Origin of the sequence: Rhodococcus sp. H-CA8f, assembly GCF_002501585.1 — a bacterium.
In the GTDB taxonomy this organism is placed as follows: domain Bacteria; phylum Actinomycetota; class Actinomycetes; order Mycobacteriales; family Mycobacteriaceae; genus Rhodococcus_F; species Rhodococcus_F erythropolis.
Map to the genome: position 1 here is coordinate 849,182 of NZ_CP023720.1, position 15,475 is coordinate 864,656.

Here is a 15,475-nt window from a genome sequence, read left to right on the forward strand (position 1 = left end):
GGTTTCCTGTATTCGTCGGGCGAGGCGATGGTTGACGGTCAGTTTGTGGCGCCTATGAGGAATGATCTCGATTTCAGGTGTGGACTCTGTCGAAGGGTCTTCTGGAATGTGTGGAGAGGGGTGGATCACCCGGAATGCTTCAGCATTTCGAGGGCCGCATCCCGGCCGACGTCGAAGGGGTCGGTGCCGATACCGATCCCGTCTGCGACGAGGGCGCCTTCGTGAAGCAGCATGATTGCCTCGACGAGACGTTCGTCGGCTTGCCCGTCTGTCGCCAGAATGCGCCGAAAGACGTCCAACATTTCCTGCTTCTGTTCGGCGATGACAGCGAACACCGGGTGTGACCGATCGCTGAACTCGGCGTGCGCGTTGATCATGCTGCACCCCTTGCCTCCGCTTGCCTTGGACCAGGAGGCGGAAGCGTCGAATGCCGCACTCAACTGCTCGGCGCGGCTGTGTCCGGCTGATGCGAGCTTCTTGTCGCGAAAGGCTCGCCACCGCCGATCTCGATCCTTCAGATATTCCACGACGAGGCCGTCTTTCGAGCCGAACCGCTCGTACAGAGTCTTCTTCGTGACCCCGGCGTCCAGTGCGACGGTATCCACGCCTACGGCGTGAATTCCCTTTTCGTAGAACAGCTTCGACGCCGACTCCAGGATGCGACGTGCTTTCGGAGTCAAGTCGGGTACGGATTCGTCTGCCATGGACAAGAGTATACCGATCTGTATAGTCGACTCCATGAGTAAACAGATCGGTATACCTCGGATCGTGACCTCGAGATCTGCCGTGACGGCTACCTTGTCGGTCCTGTTCGTCGCGTGCTGGAGTTCGGGATTCATCGGAGCCAAACTCGGCGCCGGCAGTGCCGAGGTCCCCACGCTGCTGATGTGGCGTTTTCTCCCGCTTGCGGCGGTACTGGTCCCGATTGTCTGGCTGTCCGCCCGGCGCCGGAACGCGATGCCGACACCGCGGGCTGTCGGCAGGCAGGTGGTGATCGGAATACTCTCCCAGAGCGGCTATCTGTTGTCCGTGTACTGGGCAGTCGATCTCGGCGTGAACACCGGAACCACAGCACTGATCGACGGTATTCAGCCTCTGGTGGCCGCCGCGCTGCTCGGCCCGGTCCTCGGTGTCGCAGTCCCGCGGATGCAGTGGATCGGTTTAGCGATCGGACTGGCCGGCGTCGCGATGGTCACGGCAGCCGACGCCGGGGCCGGTACATCGGCCCCGTGGTGGGCGTACGCGATTCCGTTCCTGGGAATGCTCAGCCTCGTTGCATCCACCTTCGTTCAGCAACGCGCTCCCACGTCCACGCCGCCACTGCAGGCTTTAGCCATCCACTGCTCAACCAGCGCAATAGTTTTCACAACTCTGGCGATCGTCTCGGGTGCTGCCGTACCGCCGAGTGTCAGCACATTCTGGATCGCATTGCTCTGGTTGATCGTGTTGTCCACCTTCGGCGGATACGGGCTGTACTGGTTGTTGCTCCGCCGCATCGGCATCACGTCCGTCAACACCTTGATGTTCTTGATCGCCCCCGTCACCGCGGTCTGGGGCGCACTGATGTTCGGAGAATCCTTCACTCCGTTCACCGCTCTCGGCTTGGCGGTGGGCATCGTCGCCGTCGTCGTGGTCACCCGGGTGGACAATCGACCGAAGAAGCATGACGAGAGCACGGATTCCTGCCCGGCAAGAGCTCCGATCACGTCGCGCTGACGAAGCCCGATCGCGATGTGAACCGCTCGCGGAGCGTGGTGATTTGTTCTGCGGTGAGCTTGAGTCCGTTGATTGCGTAGTCCTCGACTGTGCCGAAGCGCGTGCGCATTTCGTCGAGCGCGGCGTCGAAGTAGCTGTCACGGACTCCGAGGAGCGGCCGGAGCAGTTCTCCGTCAACGCCTTTGCTTGCGGCGAAGTCGAGGATCGGTTCCGTCATGGGCGCCAGATCGGTGTTCGTCTCCAGGTAGTCGGCGCGTACATCGGCTTCGTCGGCGCCGAGGAGGAGTAAGAAAGAGGTCGCGGCCCACCCGGTGCGATCTTTGCCGGTGGTGCAGTGGAAAAGTGCTGCACCGGTTCTTGTTTCGTCGATGAGGTCGAGATAGAACGCGCGGTAGGCGTCGAGGGCGGACGGCAGGCTGACGAAGTTGCGGTTCGCTTCCTCCATCTGTGCGATCCCACGTCCATCGCTGATGGTCTCGGCGTACGCGACCGGGTCCGTCATGAGTAGTCCGGTGGCCGCGGCGTTTTGGGCATTGTCGGCGAGAACGTCGAGCCAGACCGTCCGCGTCGAGTCAGGGAGATTGTCGAGTGCGCCGTCGCGCTCGGCAGCGGTCCTCAGGTCGTAGACCGTCCGGACGTCCAAGTCGGCGACCGCGGCGACGTCGTCGCCGTCGAGTTTCGCGAGCGTCGCCGAACGGTAGAGCGCGCCGGCGCGGACGGTGCCATCAGCAACGGGAATGCCACCGAGATCCCGGAAGTTCGGAGCGGTCTTCAGGAGAACGCGACGATCGAGCGGGTGAGTTGGCATGGCTGACTCCTTGTGGGTTCCGTTTCCGAACTGATCATTCATGCCTTCTGCACACTGCGCACGAGCTTTTCGGCATTGCGTCTCTTGATCCACTTGTCGATGACGAGAGCCATGAAGATCCATCCTCCCAACGCGGTGATCACCCACACGATGATCGGGGCGAGGATCCAGGACCCGACGCCGCTGATCGCAATGCCGTCGGGGACCAGGGTCGCAACCCAGAGCGCGAGCAGCGTGGCGACCAAGCCGACACCGCCCGCGAGCGGAGCCGCGTAGTGCAGTGCCACGCTGAGCACGAATGGGCCGAGAATCATGTGGGAGAGGGTGAATACACCGATAGCGGCCAAGAAACCGTTGACGCTCAGGCTGACCCCGGGCAGCGCAAAATGCACGACGATCAGCGCGATCGCGCCGAGTATGCATTGCGAAACGAGCTGAAATAACAGACGCATGGCTTGTACCTCCGTGATCAGGTCTAGTCACCCGAGAGTGGTGTGTGCGTGGGGAACGCTTTGCTGGAGGGCCTCGGGACGAGGCGCCGTCCAGGTTCCGTCGAGCACGTCGGGGCGGGGGCGGTACAGGCGCAGTACGTAGTTCCAGCCCGGCATGATGGGCAGTGCGTTCGCGACGCCGTCGAGATTGACGCCGAACCGGATGGTGGTGCTGCCGTCGGAGTCGGGGGTGGCTGTGAGGCTGTTGATGCTGTTGACGCCCAAGGCGTTCTCTTCGAAGTATCCGGCTGCGTTGTACAGCGAGACCGACCAGAACGCATCCACGGGAACATCGTTCAGGCGGAGACGGTATTCCCCGATCGGGAGACGTTCGTCGAAGTTGACGTAGGTGGCCTCGTACTCGGGAAGGCCACCCCAGCCGGATGCGGTACCGAGCAGGTGCCTGATCGGGTCGACTTCCGCTGCGGTGCCGAATGAATGGTCGTAGGTGGTGATGCCACGAGCGAGTGCGAGGAGCGCGTCGCGGGTCTCGGTCTGCGATTGTTCGTCGTAGTCGGGCAACGGGAACTCTCCCGTTCCGCCGCCGTCGATGGTGAGGGCGTCTTGCAACCGGTTCACCTCGGCGACGTCTTCGGGGCTGTTCGGATCGACGAGGATACGCACGATCAGTGCGGCGTAGTCGGTTCCGACCAATTCGCGCGTGAGCAGGTGCTCTCCCGGATCGCGCAGGATGACGGGACCGAAGTGATCTTGACTGACCACCCACACGGAGATGTAGCGCTTGCCGGTATCGGGCACCGTGATCGTGACGTTCTCGCGCACGTCGATGATCGCGCTGCTGTACAGAGTGTCGCGGTTCTGGCGGATGATCGGCTGGTTGTCGAGTGACCCGAGATCACGAGTGTGGTTCCACGTGCCCAGGCCGACGCCCGCGGCCAGGCGAGCGAACATGAGATCGGACTCTGCCCGATTGAAGTTCAGGACGTTGACGGCGATCGTGGACATAGTGGGTTCCAATCGGTGTCGGGGTACGGAAGCGGGCGCGGTAATCCATGGCCCGTCGGGTGAATCAGCCCAGCAGTCGTGCTTTCGCGGCTTGGAACTCGGCGTCGCTCAGTAGGCCTTGTGATTTGAGATCGCCGAGTTTCTGCAACTCGGCGACGAGATCGACCGGGGGTGCGGGTGTGGGTGTGGGGAGTACGGCTTGCTGCTGGGCGAATTCGTACTGCGCCTGCTCGTAGTCGGCCTGAGCTCTCCTTTGCCGGCGGGTGGCCATACCGTCGCTGACGGCGGTCGCGGTACCGGTCACGACCGCGGTGCGGGCGGCGAGGCCCAGCAGTCCGGGGCGTCCTCGTCTCGGGATGTACGGCATGTCAGACCTCCAATTTCGGGATGATCGTGTCCATGAGGGCATTGACGACGGGTGCGGGTATCCGCTCGTAACCCAGTAACACCGCGCCGGACTCGGCGGTCCGGGCGGCGAGTTCGCGCTGATAGACCAGCTCGAGCGCGACCAGCAGCGCTGAAGCGCCGGCGGGAATCGCCTCCGCGAGTTCGGTGATGTCTTCATGCCCGAGCAGACCGGACGCGCCGAGCATTTCGACGTTGATCTCGAAGCCGTTCGGCAATTCCTCGACCTCGACGAGGGTGAGTTCACCGTCCTCGGACTTGGAGATGACGATCAGATCGAGGAGTCGTACCAGGCCGGTATCCGTGAGGTCGGTGAGCGCGGAGAACGCGGCGGGGTCGAGGCTCTGCCCCGGCAGACCGAGAAGGTAGAAGTCGACGGGGCCGAAACGCGCGGCACTCACGAGAGCACCTTCAGCTTGAGTGCGGCGAACTCTTCCTCGCTGATCGATCCGGCTTCGAGGAGTGCTGCAGCTGTGGCGATTTCCTCGCTGGGACTCTTTCCTGCGACTTCGCGGATATACGATTCGGCCGCGCTCTCGGCCTCGCGTGCGGCCTTGTTGCTGCGTTCCGTCATCCCATCGCCGCGGGCGACGAGATAGACGAGCGCGGTGAGGATGGGTAGGAAGAGCAGGAAAAATATCCAAACAGCTTTCAACCAGCCGCTCAGCTTGTGGTCGCGGAACAGGTCGGCGACGATCGCGAACAGCGCGAAAAGATATCCGACGAAGACGGTCGCCCACAGCATCCAGCCGAGGCTTTCCCAGAAACTCATGTGTCTTGTCCGTTCGTGTCAGGCCTGCGCATCGGCATTCCGCCGACTCGCGCTTTCAGTTGGTTCCGGCAATTCTCACCGGTTTCCGCATGCTTCGATCGCTGTCTCATCCGAAGCGGATGAGACGGGATTTCCACGGCCGTCGAACGTCTCGAGTATCTTCGACACATGATCGAAGCCGTGCGTGACGCACTTGCCTCCGGTGAGGCGGAGCAGGCTCGACGCGTCCTGCGGAAGAACTGGCTCCGTCTGATTCTCGAATCTCATACCAGGGAACTCGAGCAACTCTGCCTTGCGCATCCCGATCCGCACGATCCACACATCCTGCTGATACGGGCGTGCTGCCGCGACCTCAGCGGCGATCCGTACGGCGCGGAGTTTCTACGCGGGCAGGGTCTACGGGTCGCGTCCGACGATTTTGTCGTCTGTTTCACCGACCTACTGCTCGCTCCGGACACCTCGACCAAGGCCGTCATCGCCGATCGCGCGCGTCACGCCCTCGCCCAGTGCGAGCCCGAGGACGATTACCCGTCCGCACTTTTCCTCCTCGGGTGGACCGAGATCAGGCTTCGTCGTGATCTACCTCGCGCCATCGCGCTACTTCGCTCCGCCGGCGATGAAGCGCGGTTGCAGTCGCGTGCGGAGACGTTGCGTCTCGCGCAATCCAATTTGGCTTTTGCACTCACCCACGCGGGAGTGTTCACCGAAGCCGAACAGATCCTCGACGGCCTTCCTGCCCGAGAGGTTGCATCCGACTGGGAACGCTTCGAAGGTGGACTCCCACAGTCGAATCGAGGGTGCATCGCCTATTGGCGTGGCGACTTCGAGGAAGCGATCGCTCAGTTCGACTCGATAATCGTGGAGGGCAGTCCCGGAACCAACTTCGAGGCGCTCGCCCGTCTGTACCTGGTGATGAGCCTGATCGCTCTGAACCGGAAAGACCGGTACCACAACGCCGCTCGGCTGCTGCGAGGCGTGAGCACTGCGGACAAGCACGGCATTCCTTGGGATACGCTGCGGCGCGTCACCACGGCCTGGCTCGCCCACGCTCAGGGGCAGGACGAGCAAGCGCGCCGCATCGCGAAGCCCACGCTGACCAGAACAGGTGCTGCGGTCGCTCACGCGCTGCTCGCCGAGCTCTATCGAGTCTTGGGGGATCCGGAACCGTCGGCGCAGGCGCTTCGGTTGGCAAGCTCGGCCGCGCTGCCGCGATATGCGCTGGTGAGCACACTTGTCACCTCTGCAGCGCTGAGCTCCGTCGCAGGGCGTGGGCCGCAGGCGCACGAGCAGCTGGATCGTGCGCTGGCTGAGGCAATCCCGGAGCAGATCCTCGCCCCCTTTCTCAGCGGCGATCCGGTAATTGTCGATCTCTTGAACGCGCACGCAATACAGGGGTCGAGACACCAGGACCTCCTGCGCACGATTCTGGAAAAACGGAGCCGGCTCTCTGCCCAGCTCGCCGGAGTCCTGACCGAACGCGAGAACGAGATTCTCACTTTTCTGCGCACCACGATGACTGCAGACGAGATCGCTGCGCACCTCGGCATCGCCTATCCCACTGTGAAGACTCACATTCGCTCGATTTACCGCAAATTAGGTGTGGCCAAGCGGCGTGCCGCTGTTCAAGCAGCCGACAACCTAGACCGCGGGATCGGGGGCGATTCCGCGACGGAGGCTGCGAACCGTCAGATCCAAGGCTTGTAGTCGAGTCCCGGAACCGCGGTTCACGTAGTCCATCGACGTGTAAAGCAGTGACCACAGTAGGTTCTGCACCCAGTCCGAACCCATGTCGGGGTCGATGGACCCGTCGGAGTGTCCGCGTTCGATGGCGTCGGTGACTCCGTCGTCGTTCGACGCGGACTCGGCAAACGAATCTTCTTGATAGACGCCGGGAGTGAAGAACAGGACCGTCAAAAGGTCGGCCAGTTCGAAGTATTCGTGGCAGAGGCGAACCAGTGCCTCGGCTCCGGTGCCCTCACCGAGTCGCGCCGCTGCTGCGGCCTCACCGACGGCGCGAGTGGCCTCGGCCGCGACTGCGTCGACCAGGTCGGATCGTTCGGGAAAGTAGCGGTGCAAAGTGGTCCGGCCGACCTTCGCGGCCGAAGCGATCTCGCTGAGGGTCGCAGCAGGCTTGGATGCGAACACCGAAACGGCAGCATCGAGGATGGCCTTCCGTGTGCGCTCGCGGGTCGCGCTTTGTTCTGGTGCGCTGTGGATCGTTGTCACGAATTCGAAGCGTAGCCGTGTCCGGTTTCGGTATCCAGTGTTTCCGAATCGGAATTTCTCTTGCCCTTTATGGAACATTCGTGTTCCATAAATTCATGCTTGAATCCGACGCTTCTCAGCCCGCACCGAAATGGAGCAATCTCCGCGTCCTCTCGGAGTTCGCTCGACCGCATCTGCCGTCGCTCCTCCTCGGATTGGTACTGGCGCTGTGCGGCTCGGCGGCGACGCTGGCAACGCCGATGGTCACCAAGTGGGTTCTCGACACCCTCGATACCGGTGCGTCGCTGAAGGGACCGATCCTCACGCTCGTCGTCCTTCTGATCGTCGGTGCTGTGCTCGGTTGTGCTCAGTGGATCGTTCTCGGAACCGCCGCCGAGAAGGTTGTCTTCGACGCCAGGTCTTCGCTGGTGAGGCGATTCCTGGCGGCGACCGTACCTTCGCTGCAATCGCGATCCGTGGGTGAATTGGTCACCCGGGTCACGTCGGACACCTTGCTGCTGCGGGAGGCGGCGTCGTCGGCCGCGGTGAATATTCTGAACGCAGCCGCGTTGACCATCGGAACGATTGTTCTGATGGGCGTTCTGGATCTGCCGTTGTTGGGGGTCACCATGGTGGCAATCGTGTTCGCCTCCATACTCTTTGCCGTTCTGATGCCTCGGATTTCCGCAGCCGAAGCGCGAACCCAGGAATCGCTCGGTCAGCTCGGCGGCGTACTCGAGGGTGGCTTGCGTGCGATCCGGACGGTCAAGGTTTCCCTCGCCGAGGATCGCGTCGGCGCTCTGGTGACGACCAATGCGTCCGATGCGAAAAAGCATGCGATCACGGCGGTTCGAGTGTCGGCAACCGCGTGGACTGTCGCGTGGACCGCCATTCAGGGATCGATCATTGCCATCCTGGGCTTCGGTGCCTGGCGAGTCGCCGACGGCGAAATGGCAGTCTCGACGCTCATCGCGTTTCTGCTCTACGCCTTCACCCTGATGGGGCCGGTGTCGGAGCTTGCGCAGAACGTGACTTCCGTTCAGTCGGGAATCGCGGCAGCTATCCGGATTCGCGAGATGCAGTCGTTGCCCACCGAGCAGTACGACGAGGTCGTGGACGTGGTCGCGAAAACAAATGCTGCCGCGCCGCTGATCGAGTTGCGCGACGTCACCGTGAGTTACCACGGGTCGAGCCAGCCGGCGTTGCGCGATGTCTCGCTGGTCATTCCGACGCGTGGGCACATGGCCATCGTCGGCCCGTCGGGTGCCGGAAAGACGACCTTGCTCTCGACTGTGCTGCGATTTGTCGAACCGCGATCGGGTGAGGTTCTCCTGCATGGAGTCGGTTACGACGCGCTCGATCACCGCGCTGTGCGCGAGAGTCTCGCGTACGTGGAGCAAGAGACACCGGTGGTGCCCGGAACGATTCGGGAGAACGTCGTCTTCAGCCATCCCGACGCGACGGACGAAGAAGTCCAGGCCGTTCTGCGCCTGCTCCGCCTCGACGACGCGATCGAGGCCCTGCCGAACGGACTCGACACCGCTCTGACGGCCACCTCGCTGTCGGGCGGCCAACGTCAGCGGATCGCGATGGCACGCGCAGTTCTGCGACCGAGTGCTTTGCTTCTGCTCGACGAAGCCACTGCCCAGGTCGACACACTCACCGAAGCCGCGATTGTCGACGCGATCAACGAACGTGCACGTACCGGGGCCGTGGTGACTATCGCTCACCGGCTCTCAACGGTGCGTGACGCCGACTGGATCGTGGTCATGGAAGACGGTCGGATCCGCAACATCGGCAACCATGACGAGCTCATGGACAAGGACGATCTGTACCGCGACATGGTGGTTGCCGGCCGGCTCGATCAGGGCGAGGCGATGCTCGAAGATTGTTGACCCGGCGCATCGGCATGTGCGAGAGTGCTGTTACCGAGCGATCGCTCGGTCGGGAAGTTCTTTCGGAGGTGGCTGGTGGCAATCGATCTGACGTACGCGCCCGAGGTGGTGGCGCTGATCGAGAAGACGCGCGACTTCACGCGCAACGTAGTGCTCCCCATCGAAGACGAACACGCCGGTGACATCGCCGTCGCGGGTGGCGATGCCATCCGCATCGAGATGCAGGCGGCAGCAAAAGAAGCCGGTGTCTTCGCACCGCATGCACCGATCGAGTACGGCGGCCACGGACTCAACATGAGTGATCGCGCGCCTGTTTTCGAGGAAGCCGGCTACTCGCTCTTCGGGCCGACGGCGCTCAACATCGCTGCGCCGGACGAGGGCAATGTTCACATGCTGGCCCACGTCGCGAACGAAGCACAGAAGCAGCAGTTCCTCGCGCCGCTCGCAAGCGGGGACATGCGGTCGGCATTCGCCATGACCGAACCCGCGCCGGGAGCGGGATCCGATCCCTCGGCTTTGAACACCCGCGCCGAGAAAGTCCCCGGTGGCTGGAAGATCAACGGTAAGAAATGGTTCATCACCGGCGCCGACGGCGCCGGATTCTTCATCATCATGGCGCGCACCTCCGGCGAGCCCGGGCAGCGCGGCGGAGCGACCATGTTCCTGACGCCGACGGACACAGCGGGTCTCATCGTGGGTCGACACATCGACACCCTCGACAAGGCCATGATCGGCGGGCACTGCGAGGTCACGTTCGAGGATCTCTTCGTTCCCGACGAGGCCGTTCTCGGTGAGGTCGATCAGGGATTCGCCTACGCGCAGGTTCGTCTCGGTCCCGCCCGCATGACGCACGTGATGCGCTGGCTCGGTGCAGCACGCCGCGGCCACGACGTCGCCGTGGCCAGGGTTGCCGAACGAGAAGGCTTCGGCTCGAAACTCGGTGATCTCGGAATGATCCAGAAGATGGTCGCCGACAACGAGATCGACATCGCAGCCAGTCGCGCACTTCTGGTGCAGGCCTGCTTCGAACTCGATCAGGGCGGGCACGCGAGCAACGCGACGTCCATCGCCAAGACCTACGCGGCCGAGGCGATCTTCCGGATCGTCGACCGCTCCATTCAGATGTGTGGCGGAATAGGCGTGTCCGGCGATCTGCCGCTGGCACGGTTGTCCCGCGAAGTGCGTCCCTTCCGCGTTTACGACGGTCCGTCCGAGGTTCATCGCTGGGCAATTGCGAAACGTGTTGTCGGCGCCGCAAAGCGCGCTGCTCGGGAGGAGTCGAAGTGACGGACTTCCCAGGACTCGATCTCGCGGCGCTCCACAAGTATCTGCAAGCCGCAGGCGTCGAGGTGAGCGGTGAGTTGCGAGCCGAACTGATTTCAGGCGGCAAATCCAATCTCACCTACGGAATCTTCGACGACAACTCGAAGTGGATTCTGCGTCGTCCACCCACGGCCGGCCTGACGCCTTCGGCGCACGACGTTGCGCGCGAGTTCCGAATCACCTCGGCGTTGCAGAACACTGCCGTGCCGGTCGCGCCGACCGTCGTGCTGTGCGAGGACGCCTCGGTGATGGGTGCGTCGTTCACGGTGGTCGAGTTCGTCACCGGTCAAGTGATCCGGACCAAAACCGAGTTGGAAGCTGTTCCGGCAGAGCTGGTCACGCAGTGCACCGACGAGTTGGTGCGTGTTCTCGCTGCCCTGCACGACGTCGACTACAACGCAGTGGGTCTCGGCGAACTCGGCCGACCCGACGGTTACGTAGCCCGCCAGGTGAAGTTGTGGGCCGGTCAATGGTCACGCGTCAAGACCGAGGACTCGGCCGATGTGGACAGGTTGGCGTCGAGCCTCGCGGAATTGATTCCGGCTGAATCGGCCTCGTCGATCGTGCACGGCGACTACCGGATCGACAACACGATTCTCGCGGCGAACGACGTCACCAAGGTTGCCGCAGTGGTGGACTGGGAACTGTCGACGCTGGGAGATCCGCTGGCGGACATCGCGATGATGTGCGTCTATCGGCATCCCGCGCTGGATCTGGTTCTGGGTGAGCCTGCTGCGTGGACGAGCCCGTCGCTACCGTCCGTTGTCGATCTGGCGCAACGGTATTCGTCCGTTTCGGGTCGTGAACTGGCGCATTGGAACTTCTACATGGCGCTCGGGTTCTTCAAACTCGCAGTCGTGGCGCAGGGCATCGATCACCGATTCCGAGCAGGAGCCACCGTCGGCGGGGGATTCGACAAGGCTGGATCTTCTGTGCCGGAACTGATCTCGGCCGGACTCAACGCACTGCAAGGGAAATTCGAATGACTCGATCAGCACTGGTCACCGGCGCCTCCAAGGGAATCGGGCTCGGCATCGCAACACGCTTGGCTTCGCAAGGGTACGGGCTGACCATCACGGCGCGTGATGCCGAACGGCTCGCCGTTGTCGCCGAAGAACTTACGCGCGCCGGATCGCCGGACGTCGTCGTCTCGGCCGGCGACATGGCGGACGAGAACTTCGCCGCAGCACTCGTAGCCACGCACGGCGAGCGGTTCGGCTCCATGCGAGCCCTCGTCCTCAACGCCGGAGTGGGAACCAGTGGGCGAGTGGCTGACTACCCCATGCGACGTTTCGACAAGACCGTTGCCGTCAATCTCCGGACACCGTTCGCACTATTGCAAGCGTCGCTGCCGCTCCTGCGTACAGCGGCGGACGCGGACCTCGCCGGCGGAGCAAAGGTGATCGCTCTCGCCTCGATGGCCGGTGTGTATGCCGAGAGCGGGCTGGCCGTCTACGGAGCCACCAAAGCTGCGCTGATTTCGATGGTCGAGGCACTCAACGCCGAGGAATCCGGAAACGGCGTCAGTGCGACGGCCATCGCTCCCGGTTACGTCGATACCGACATGTCGGCGTGGACGCACGATCGGATCACACCGGACACCATGATCAAGGTCGACGACATCGTGGAGTTGGTGGACGGTCTGCTCAAGCTCTCGTCTCGAGCGGTGGTTCTGAAGGTCGTCATGACGCGTGCTGGGACCAACGGCTACTCCGCCTGAAATTTCAATCCAGCTTGGCTTCGCCCCGCTTGCGAAAGAAGTGAAAGCCAGGCACTCCGACGATCGCCTGCCGCAGGTCCTTGACCACTCCGAGGAGTTCGTGGATCTCGGGTGAGACGGAGTCGAGGGTTCCGAGGATGGGCAGCACCGCGGCCACCCGGTCGGTGAGCTCCGGTAGTTGGTCGATCAGCTTGATCGCGGCGCTGACCTCTGCCTCGGAAAGGTCGTCGGCGAACCTGGCGGCCAACGGCGCGAGCTGTAGGGCGATGGGCTCGTAGATCTCGAGGAGTTGTCCCGCGATGTCCGAGGTCTGCTCGACGGCCTCGACCAGCGTCTCAGCTCGAACGGTCACGGCGGCGGCTCCGATGACGACGCGGTCGGCGTTGTCGGCGATCTGGTTGATGCGTGCCACCAACCTCTCGACCGAGAAGAGGAGCGCCTCGAGTCGAGTGGGCAGGGTGACCGCAAAAGCGACCGTGGACAGGGACCAGTGCACCACGTCGCCGACGGAGCGGACGACGGTGGAGCTGCCGGGCAAAACTAGAGCCATCCCTCGATACTGCCTGATGTGACGTCAAAGTACAGGTAAATCTCACATTCACGAGGCCAGCGGCGTCTTCGAGGTGTCGGTGCCGGCACGGACAATCAATTCACCCGCTGCCTGCTGCACCGCGCAACCTGGAAGGATCGAGACATGACGGCTATCCGTACGCACACCGTGATCGACTCGCCGATCGGGGCGTTGACGCTGGTAGCAGCAGGTGACGACCTCTGCGGGCTGTACATGGCGGAGCATCGCCACAAGCCGGACGAGTCCACGTTCGGTGATCGTTCCGCGGCGGTCTTCGGTGAAGTCGAATCGCAGCTCACCGAGTACTTCGAGGGTGATCGCACGGAGTTCTCCGTGCCGCTGGCGCCCGTGGGTACCGAGTTCCAGAAGCGGGTGTGGGATACCTTGCGAACGATCCCGTACGGCGAAACCTGGACATACATGGAGCTCGCGCAAACTTTGGGTAACCCGCTTGCGATCCGTGCCGCCGCCGCGGCAAACGGCAAGAATCCGATCAGCATCATCGTTCCCTGCCATCGTGTGGTCGGTAGCGACGGAAGTCTGACCGGTTTCGCCGGCGGCCTCGAACGCAAGCGGTTCCTGCTCGACCGCGAGCACGGCGGCGAATCGGATGTCCTCTTCTGATGCGCTCGGCTCACAATTCGGTGATCGGGAACGTCTACCGATCGTGAGACTCAAACCGTTCGAAGACGTCGTGACCGAATACGGTGCAGTGGTCCTCCGTGTCTGCCGTGCGGTGGTCGGTCCCGTCGACGCCGAGGACGCGTGGTCCGAGACGTTCATCGCAGCGATGCGGGCATATCCGGATCTGAATCCGGACGCGAACATCGAAGCCTGGCTGGTGACCATCGCGCACCGCAAGGCAATCGACATCACCCGAGTGCGCGCCCGCGTGGCCGTGCCGACAGACGAGGTTCCGGAGTTGCCGACGCGAATCGGCGTACCCGGAACGTGGGATCACGAACTCTGGGACGCACTCGAACAGCTACCGCTCAAACAACGTGCGGCAGTCGCCTATCACTTTCTGGGTGGGCTGCCGTACGCAGAGATCGCGGACATCCTCGGCAACACCCCGGCAGCCGCCAGACGCGCGGGTGCCGACGGTATCGCCACACTACGAAGAACCTACTTGTCCGCTACCGCTACGGAAGGGAGTCACTCATGAGTAACGATGTGTTCGAGGCACTTCCAGCCGTTGACGCTGACGACATGATCCGCCTACGGGCGCGCCTGGCTGCGCAGGCGTCCGAAGCTGAATTGATCGACGTGGCATATCGAACCGTCGATTCGCCGGTCGGAAAGCTGCTCCTGGCGGCGACCGATGTCGGCCTGGTGCGGGTTGCCTTTGCCGTCGAAGGGCACGACCTCGTTCTGGAACGATTGGCCGACACCGTCAGCCCCCGTGTGCTTCATTACCCGCGCAGGCTGGACACTGTCGCTCGCGAGTTGGACGAGTACTTTGCCGGTGCGCGTCGAGAATTCGATCTGCGCTTGGACTTCCAACTCGCGAAGGGGTTCCGACGCGAAGTGTTGCGTCATCTCCCCGAGATCGAATACGGCCACACTGCAAGCTATTCGGTGGTCGCAGCAGCGTCGGGAAGCCCACGTGCCGTGCGTGCCGTGGGGACCGCATGCGCAAAGAATCCGCTGCCGTTGGTGGTCCCGTGTCACCGGGTGGTGCGCAGCGACGGCAGCCTCGGGCAGTACGCCGGCGGCCCCGAACTGAAAGCGATTCTGCTGGATCTGGAAGCCGGCCGGTGAGCGCAGTGACGCTGCGCTTTCAGGCACCCTACGCAGTCGAACCGCTCACCGGTGCCCTGCGGGCTCACTGCGTCGCAGGCCTCGAGCGTCACGACGACGGTGTTCACACCAGAGTCGTACCGTTGCCTTCCGGCCCGGTAGTTGTGTCGGTGTCGTGGACAGACGACGGTGTCGTCATGGATTCCGATGTGCCGGCGGAGGATTCCGCAGTGCTGGAGGTGATCGTGCGTCGTTGGCTCGACCTCGACGCCGATCACACTGCTGTCGAAGCAGCGTTCGGTAGCGATGAGTTGTTGGCCCCACTCGTTGCCGCCCGTCCAGGATTGCGGGTGCTCGGCTCGGTGGACGGTTTCGAGACCGCAGTGCTCACCGTTCTGGGGCAACAGGTTTCGCTCGCCGCAGCGAGGACGTTCGGTGGTCGTTTTGTCAGCGCATTCGGAGCGCCGGTGGAAGGGGAGTTTCTTGCCTTCCCTGATCCGGACGCGGTTGCAGCGCAATCGCCGGAGGACATACAGAAAGCCGTCGGATTGACCACAGTGCGCGCAAGAACAGTGCACACGTTGGCAACTGCGGCAGCGAACGGTCTCGATCTCTCCTGGGATGCGGATCCTGTCCAATTTCGACAAGAGTTGTTGGCGCTACCGGGAATCGGACCGTGGACCGCTGACTATCTCACTGTTCGAATTCTCGGTGATCGCGACGCCTTCGTACCCGACGATCTGGTGTTGAAGCGAGCGTTGGGGGTCTCGTCGGGCAAAGAAGCCGCAGCGTTGTCCGAGCGCTGGCGACCCTGGCGAGCGTACGCACTCTTTCATCTGTGGACCAAGGAAGCGTTTCTGTAG

The 15,475-nt window shown here is 63.0% G+C and carries 19 protein-coding genes; 10 read left to right on the forward strand and 9 right to left on the reverse strand.

Annotated elements, in window-relative coordinates:
- Positions 1 to 125: 125 nt before the first annotated feature.
- Positions 126 to 704 carry a TetR/AcrR family transcriptional regulator gene (locus tag CPI83_RS04080; protein ID WP_097388118.1) on the reverse strand — a complete coding sequence of 193 codons (579 nt, stop codon included), beginning with the start codon at positions 702 to 704 and terminating at the stop codon, positions 126 to 128.
- An 82-nt stretch (positions 705 to 786) separates the two neighbouring features.
- Here CPI83_RS04080 and CPI83_RS04085 point away from each other — a divergent pair, with 82 nt between their 5' ends.
- Complete coding sequence (locus CPI83_RS04085; protein WP_097388119.1) at positions 787 to 1,716, forward strand: DMT family transporter; 930 nt, start codon at positions 787 to 789, stop codon at positions 1,714 to 1,716.
- Here CPI83_RS04085 and CPI83_RS04090 read toward each other — a convergent pair.
- The 6 genes from CPI83_RS04090 to CPI83_RS04115 form a co-directional block, all read right to left on the reverse strand.
- A complete protein-coding gene (locus tag CPI83_RS04090) occupies positions 1,703 to 2,524 on the reverse strand; it encodes a tyrosine-protein phosphatase (RefSeq protein WP_047888321.1) in 822 nt (273 codons plus the stop codon). The genes CPI83_RS04085 and CPI83_RS04090 overlap by 14 nt on opposite strands.
- 38 nt (positions 2,525 to 2,562) lie before the next feature.
- Positions 2,563 to 2,976: a phage holin family protein gene (locus CPI83_RS04095; protein ID WP_097386822.1), complete on the reverse strand. Its 414-nt coding sequence runs from the start codon at positions 2,974 to 2,976 to the stop codon at positions 2,563 to 2,565.
- 27 nt (positions 2,977 to 3,003) lie between these two features.
- Positions 3,004 to 3,981: a DUF1214 domain-containing protein gene (locus tag CPI83_RS04100; protein ID WP_097386823.1), complete on the reverse strand. Its 978-nt coding sequence runs from the start codon at positions 3,979 to 3,981 to the stop codon at positions 3,004 to 3,006.
- Between the two features lie 64 nt (positions 3,982 to 4,045).
- Positions 4,046 to 4,348 carry an SHOCT domain-containing protein gene (locus CPI83_RS04105; protein WP_097386824.1) on the reverse strand — a complete coding sequence of 101 codons (303 nt, stop codon included), beginning with the start codon at positions 4,346 to 4,348 and terminating at the stop codon, positions 4,046 to 4,048.
- Position 4,349: 1 nt separating this feature from the next.
- Complete coding sequence (locus CPI83_RS04110) at positions 4,350 to 4,787, reverse strand: DUF6325 family protein (protein WP_097386825.1); 438 nt, start codon at positions 4,785 to 4,787, stop codon at positions 4,350 to 4,352.
- Positions 4,784 to 5,158 (reverse strand): PLDc N-terminal domain-containing protein, encoded by a 375-nt coding sequence (locus tag CPI83_RS04115; protein WP_019745450.1) that lies wholly within the window; start codon positions 5,156 to 5,158, stop codon positions 4,784 to 4,786. Before CPI83_RS04115 ends, CPI83_RS04110 begins: the two co-directional genes overlap by 4 nt.
- Positions 5,159 to 5,326: 168 nt before the next feature.
- Here CPI83_RS04115 and CPI83_RS04120 point away from each other — a divergent pair, with 168 nt between their 5' ends.
- Positions 5,327 to 6,862 carry a LuxR C-terminal-related transcriptional regulator gene (locus CPI83_RS04120; protein WP_021345644.1) on the forward strand — a complete coding sequence of 512 codons (1,536 nt, stop codon included), beginning with the start codon at positions 5,327 to 5,329 and terminating at the stop codon, positions 6,860 to 6,862.
- Here CPI83_RS04120 and CPI83_RS04125 read toward each other — a convergent pair.
- Complete coding sequence (locus tag CPI83_RS04125) at positions 6,797 to 7,384, reverse strand: TetR/AcrR family transcriptional regulator (RefSeq protein WP_019745447.1); 588 nt, start codon at positions 7,382 to 7,384, stop codon at positions 6,797 to 6,799. The genes CPI83_RS04120 and CPI83_RS04125 overlap by 66 nt on opposite strands.
- A gap of 95 nt (positions 7,385 to 7,479) precedes the next feature.
- Here CPI83_RS04125 and CPI83_RS04130 point away from each other — a divergent pair, with 95 nt between their 5' ends.
- From CPI83_RS04130 to CPI83_RS04145, 4 genes are all read left to right on the forward strand, one after another.
- Entirely contained in the window at positions 7,480 to 9,258 is a 1,779-nt protein-coding gene (locus tag CPI83_RS04130) for an ABC transporter ATP-binding protein (protein WP_084325467.1), read from the forward strand.
- 75 nt (positions 9,259 to 9,333) lie between these two features.
- Positions 9,334 to 10,545 carry an acyl-CoA dehydrogenase family protein gene (locus CPI83_RS04135; RefSeq protein WP_097388120.1) on the forward strand — a complete coding sequence of 404 codons (1,212 nt, stop codon included), beginning with the start codon at positions 9,334 to 9,336 and terminating at the stop codon, positions 10,543 to 10,545.
- Positions 10,542 to 11,567 (forward strand): phosphotransferase family protein, encoded by a 1,026-nt coding sequence (locus tag CPI83_RS04140; RefSeq protein WP_021345641.1) that lies wholly within the window; start codon positions 10,542 to 10,544, stop codon positions 11,565 to 11,567. Before CPI83_RS04135 ends, CPI83_RS04140 begins: the two co-directional genes overlap by 4 nt.
- The gene (locus tag CPI83_RS04145) at positions 11,564 to 12,301 is read left to right on the forward strand and encodes an SDR family oxidoreductase (protein WP_097386826.1); all 738 of its coding nucleotides are present in this window, start codon (positions 11,564 to 11,566) and stop codon (positions 12,299 to 12,301) included. Before CPI83_RS04140 ends, CPI83_RS04145 begins: the two co-directional genes overlap by 4 nt.
- Positions 12,302 to 12,305: 4 nt before the next feature.
- Here CPI83_RS04145 and CPI83_RS04150 read toward each other — a convergent pair whose 3' ends face one another.
- Complete coding sequence (locus tag CPI83_RS04150) at positions 12,306 to 12,851, reverse strand: hypothetical protein (protein ID WP_007729604.1); 546 nt, start codon at positions 12,849 to 12,851, stop codon at positions 12,306 to 12,308.
- A gap of 144 nt (positions 12,852 to 12,995) precedes the next feature.
- Between CPI83_RS04150 and CPI83_RS04155 the strand changes: the two genes are divergently transcribed.
- Genes CPI83_RS04155 through CPI83_RS04170 form a run of 4 tightly spaced genes read left to right on the forward strand, consistent with a single transcriptional unit; the run spans position 12,996 to position 15,475 of the window.
- The gene (locus CPI83_RS04155) at positions 12,996 to 13,496 is read left to right on the forward strand and encodes a methylated-DNA--[protein]-cysteine S-methyltransferase (RefSeq protein WP_019745441.1); all 501 of its coding nucleotides are present in this window, start codon (positions 12,996 to 12,998) and stop codon (positions 13,494 to 13,496) included.
- Positions 13,483 to 14,037, forward strand: coding sequence for a sigma-70 family RNA polymerase sigma factor (locus CPI83_RS04160; RefSeq protein ID WP_097386827.1), 555 nt, complete (start codon positions 13,483 to 13,485; stop codon positions 14,035 to 14,037). Before CPI83_RS04155 ends, CPI83_RS04160 begins: the two co-directional genes overlap by 14 nt.
- Entirely contained in the window at positions 14,034 to 14,633 is a 600-nt protein-coding gene (locus CPI83_RS04165) for a methylated-DNA--[protein]-cysteine S-methyltransferase (RefSeq protein WP_097386828.1), read from the forward strand. Before CPI83_RS04160 ends, CPI83_RS04165 begins: the two co-directional genes overlap by 4 nt.
- Positions 14,630 to 15,475 carry an AlkA N-terminal domain-containing protein gene (locus tag CPI83_RS04170; protein WP_097386829.1) on the forward strand — a complete coding sequence of 282 codons (846 nt, stop codon included), beginning with the start codon at positions 14,630 to 14,632 and terminating at the stop codon, positions 15,473 to 15,475. The genes CPI83_RS04165 and CPI83_RS04170 overlap by 4 nt, the downstream gene beginning before the upstream one ends.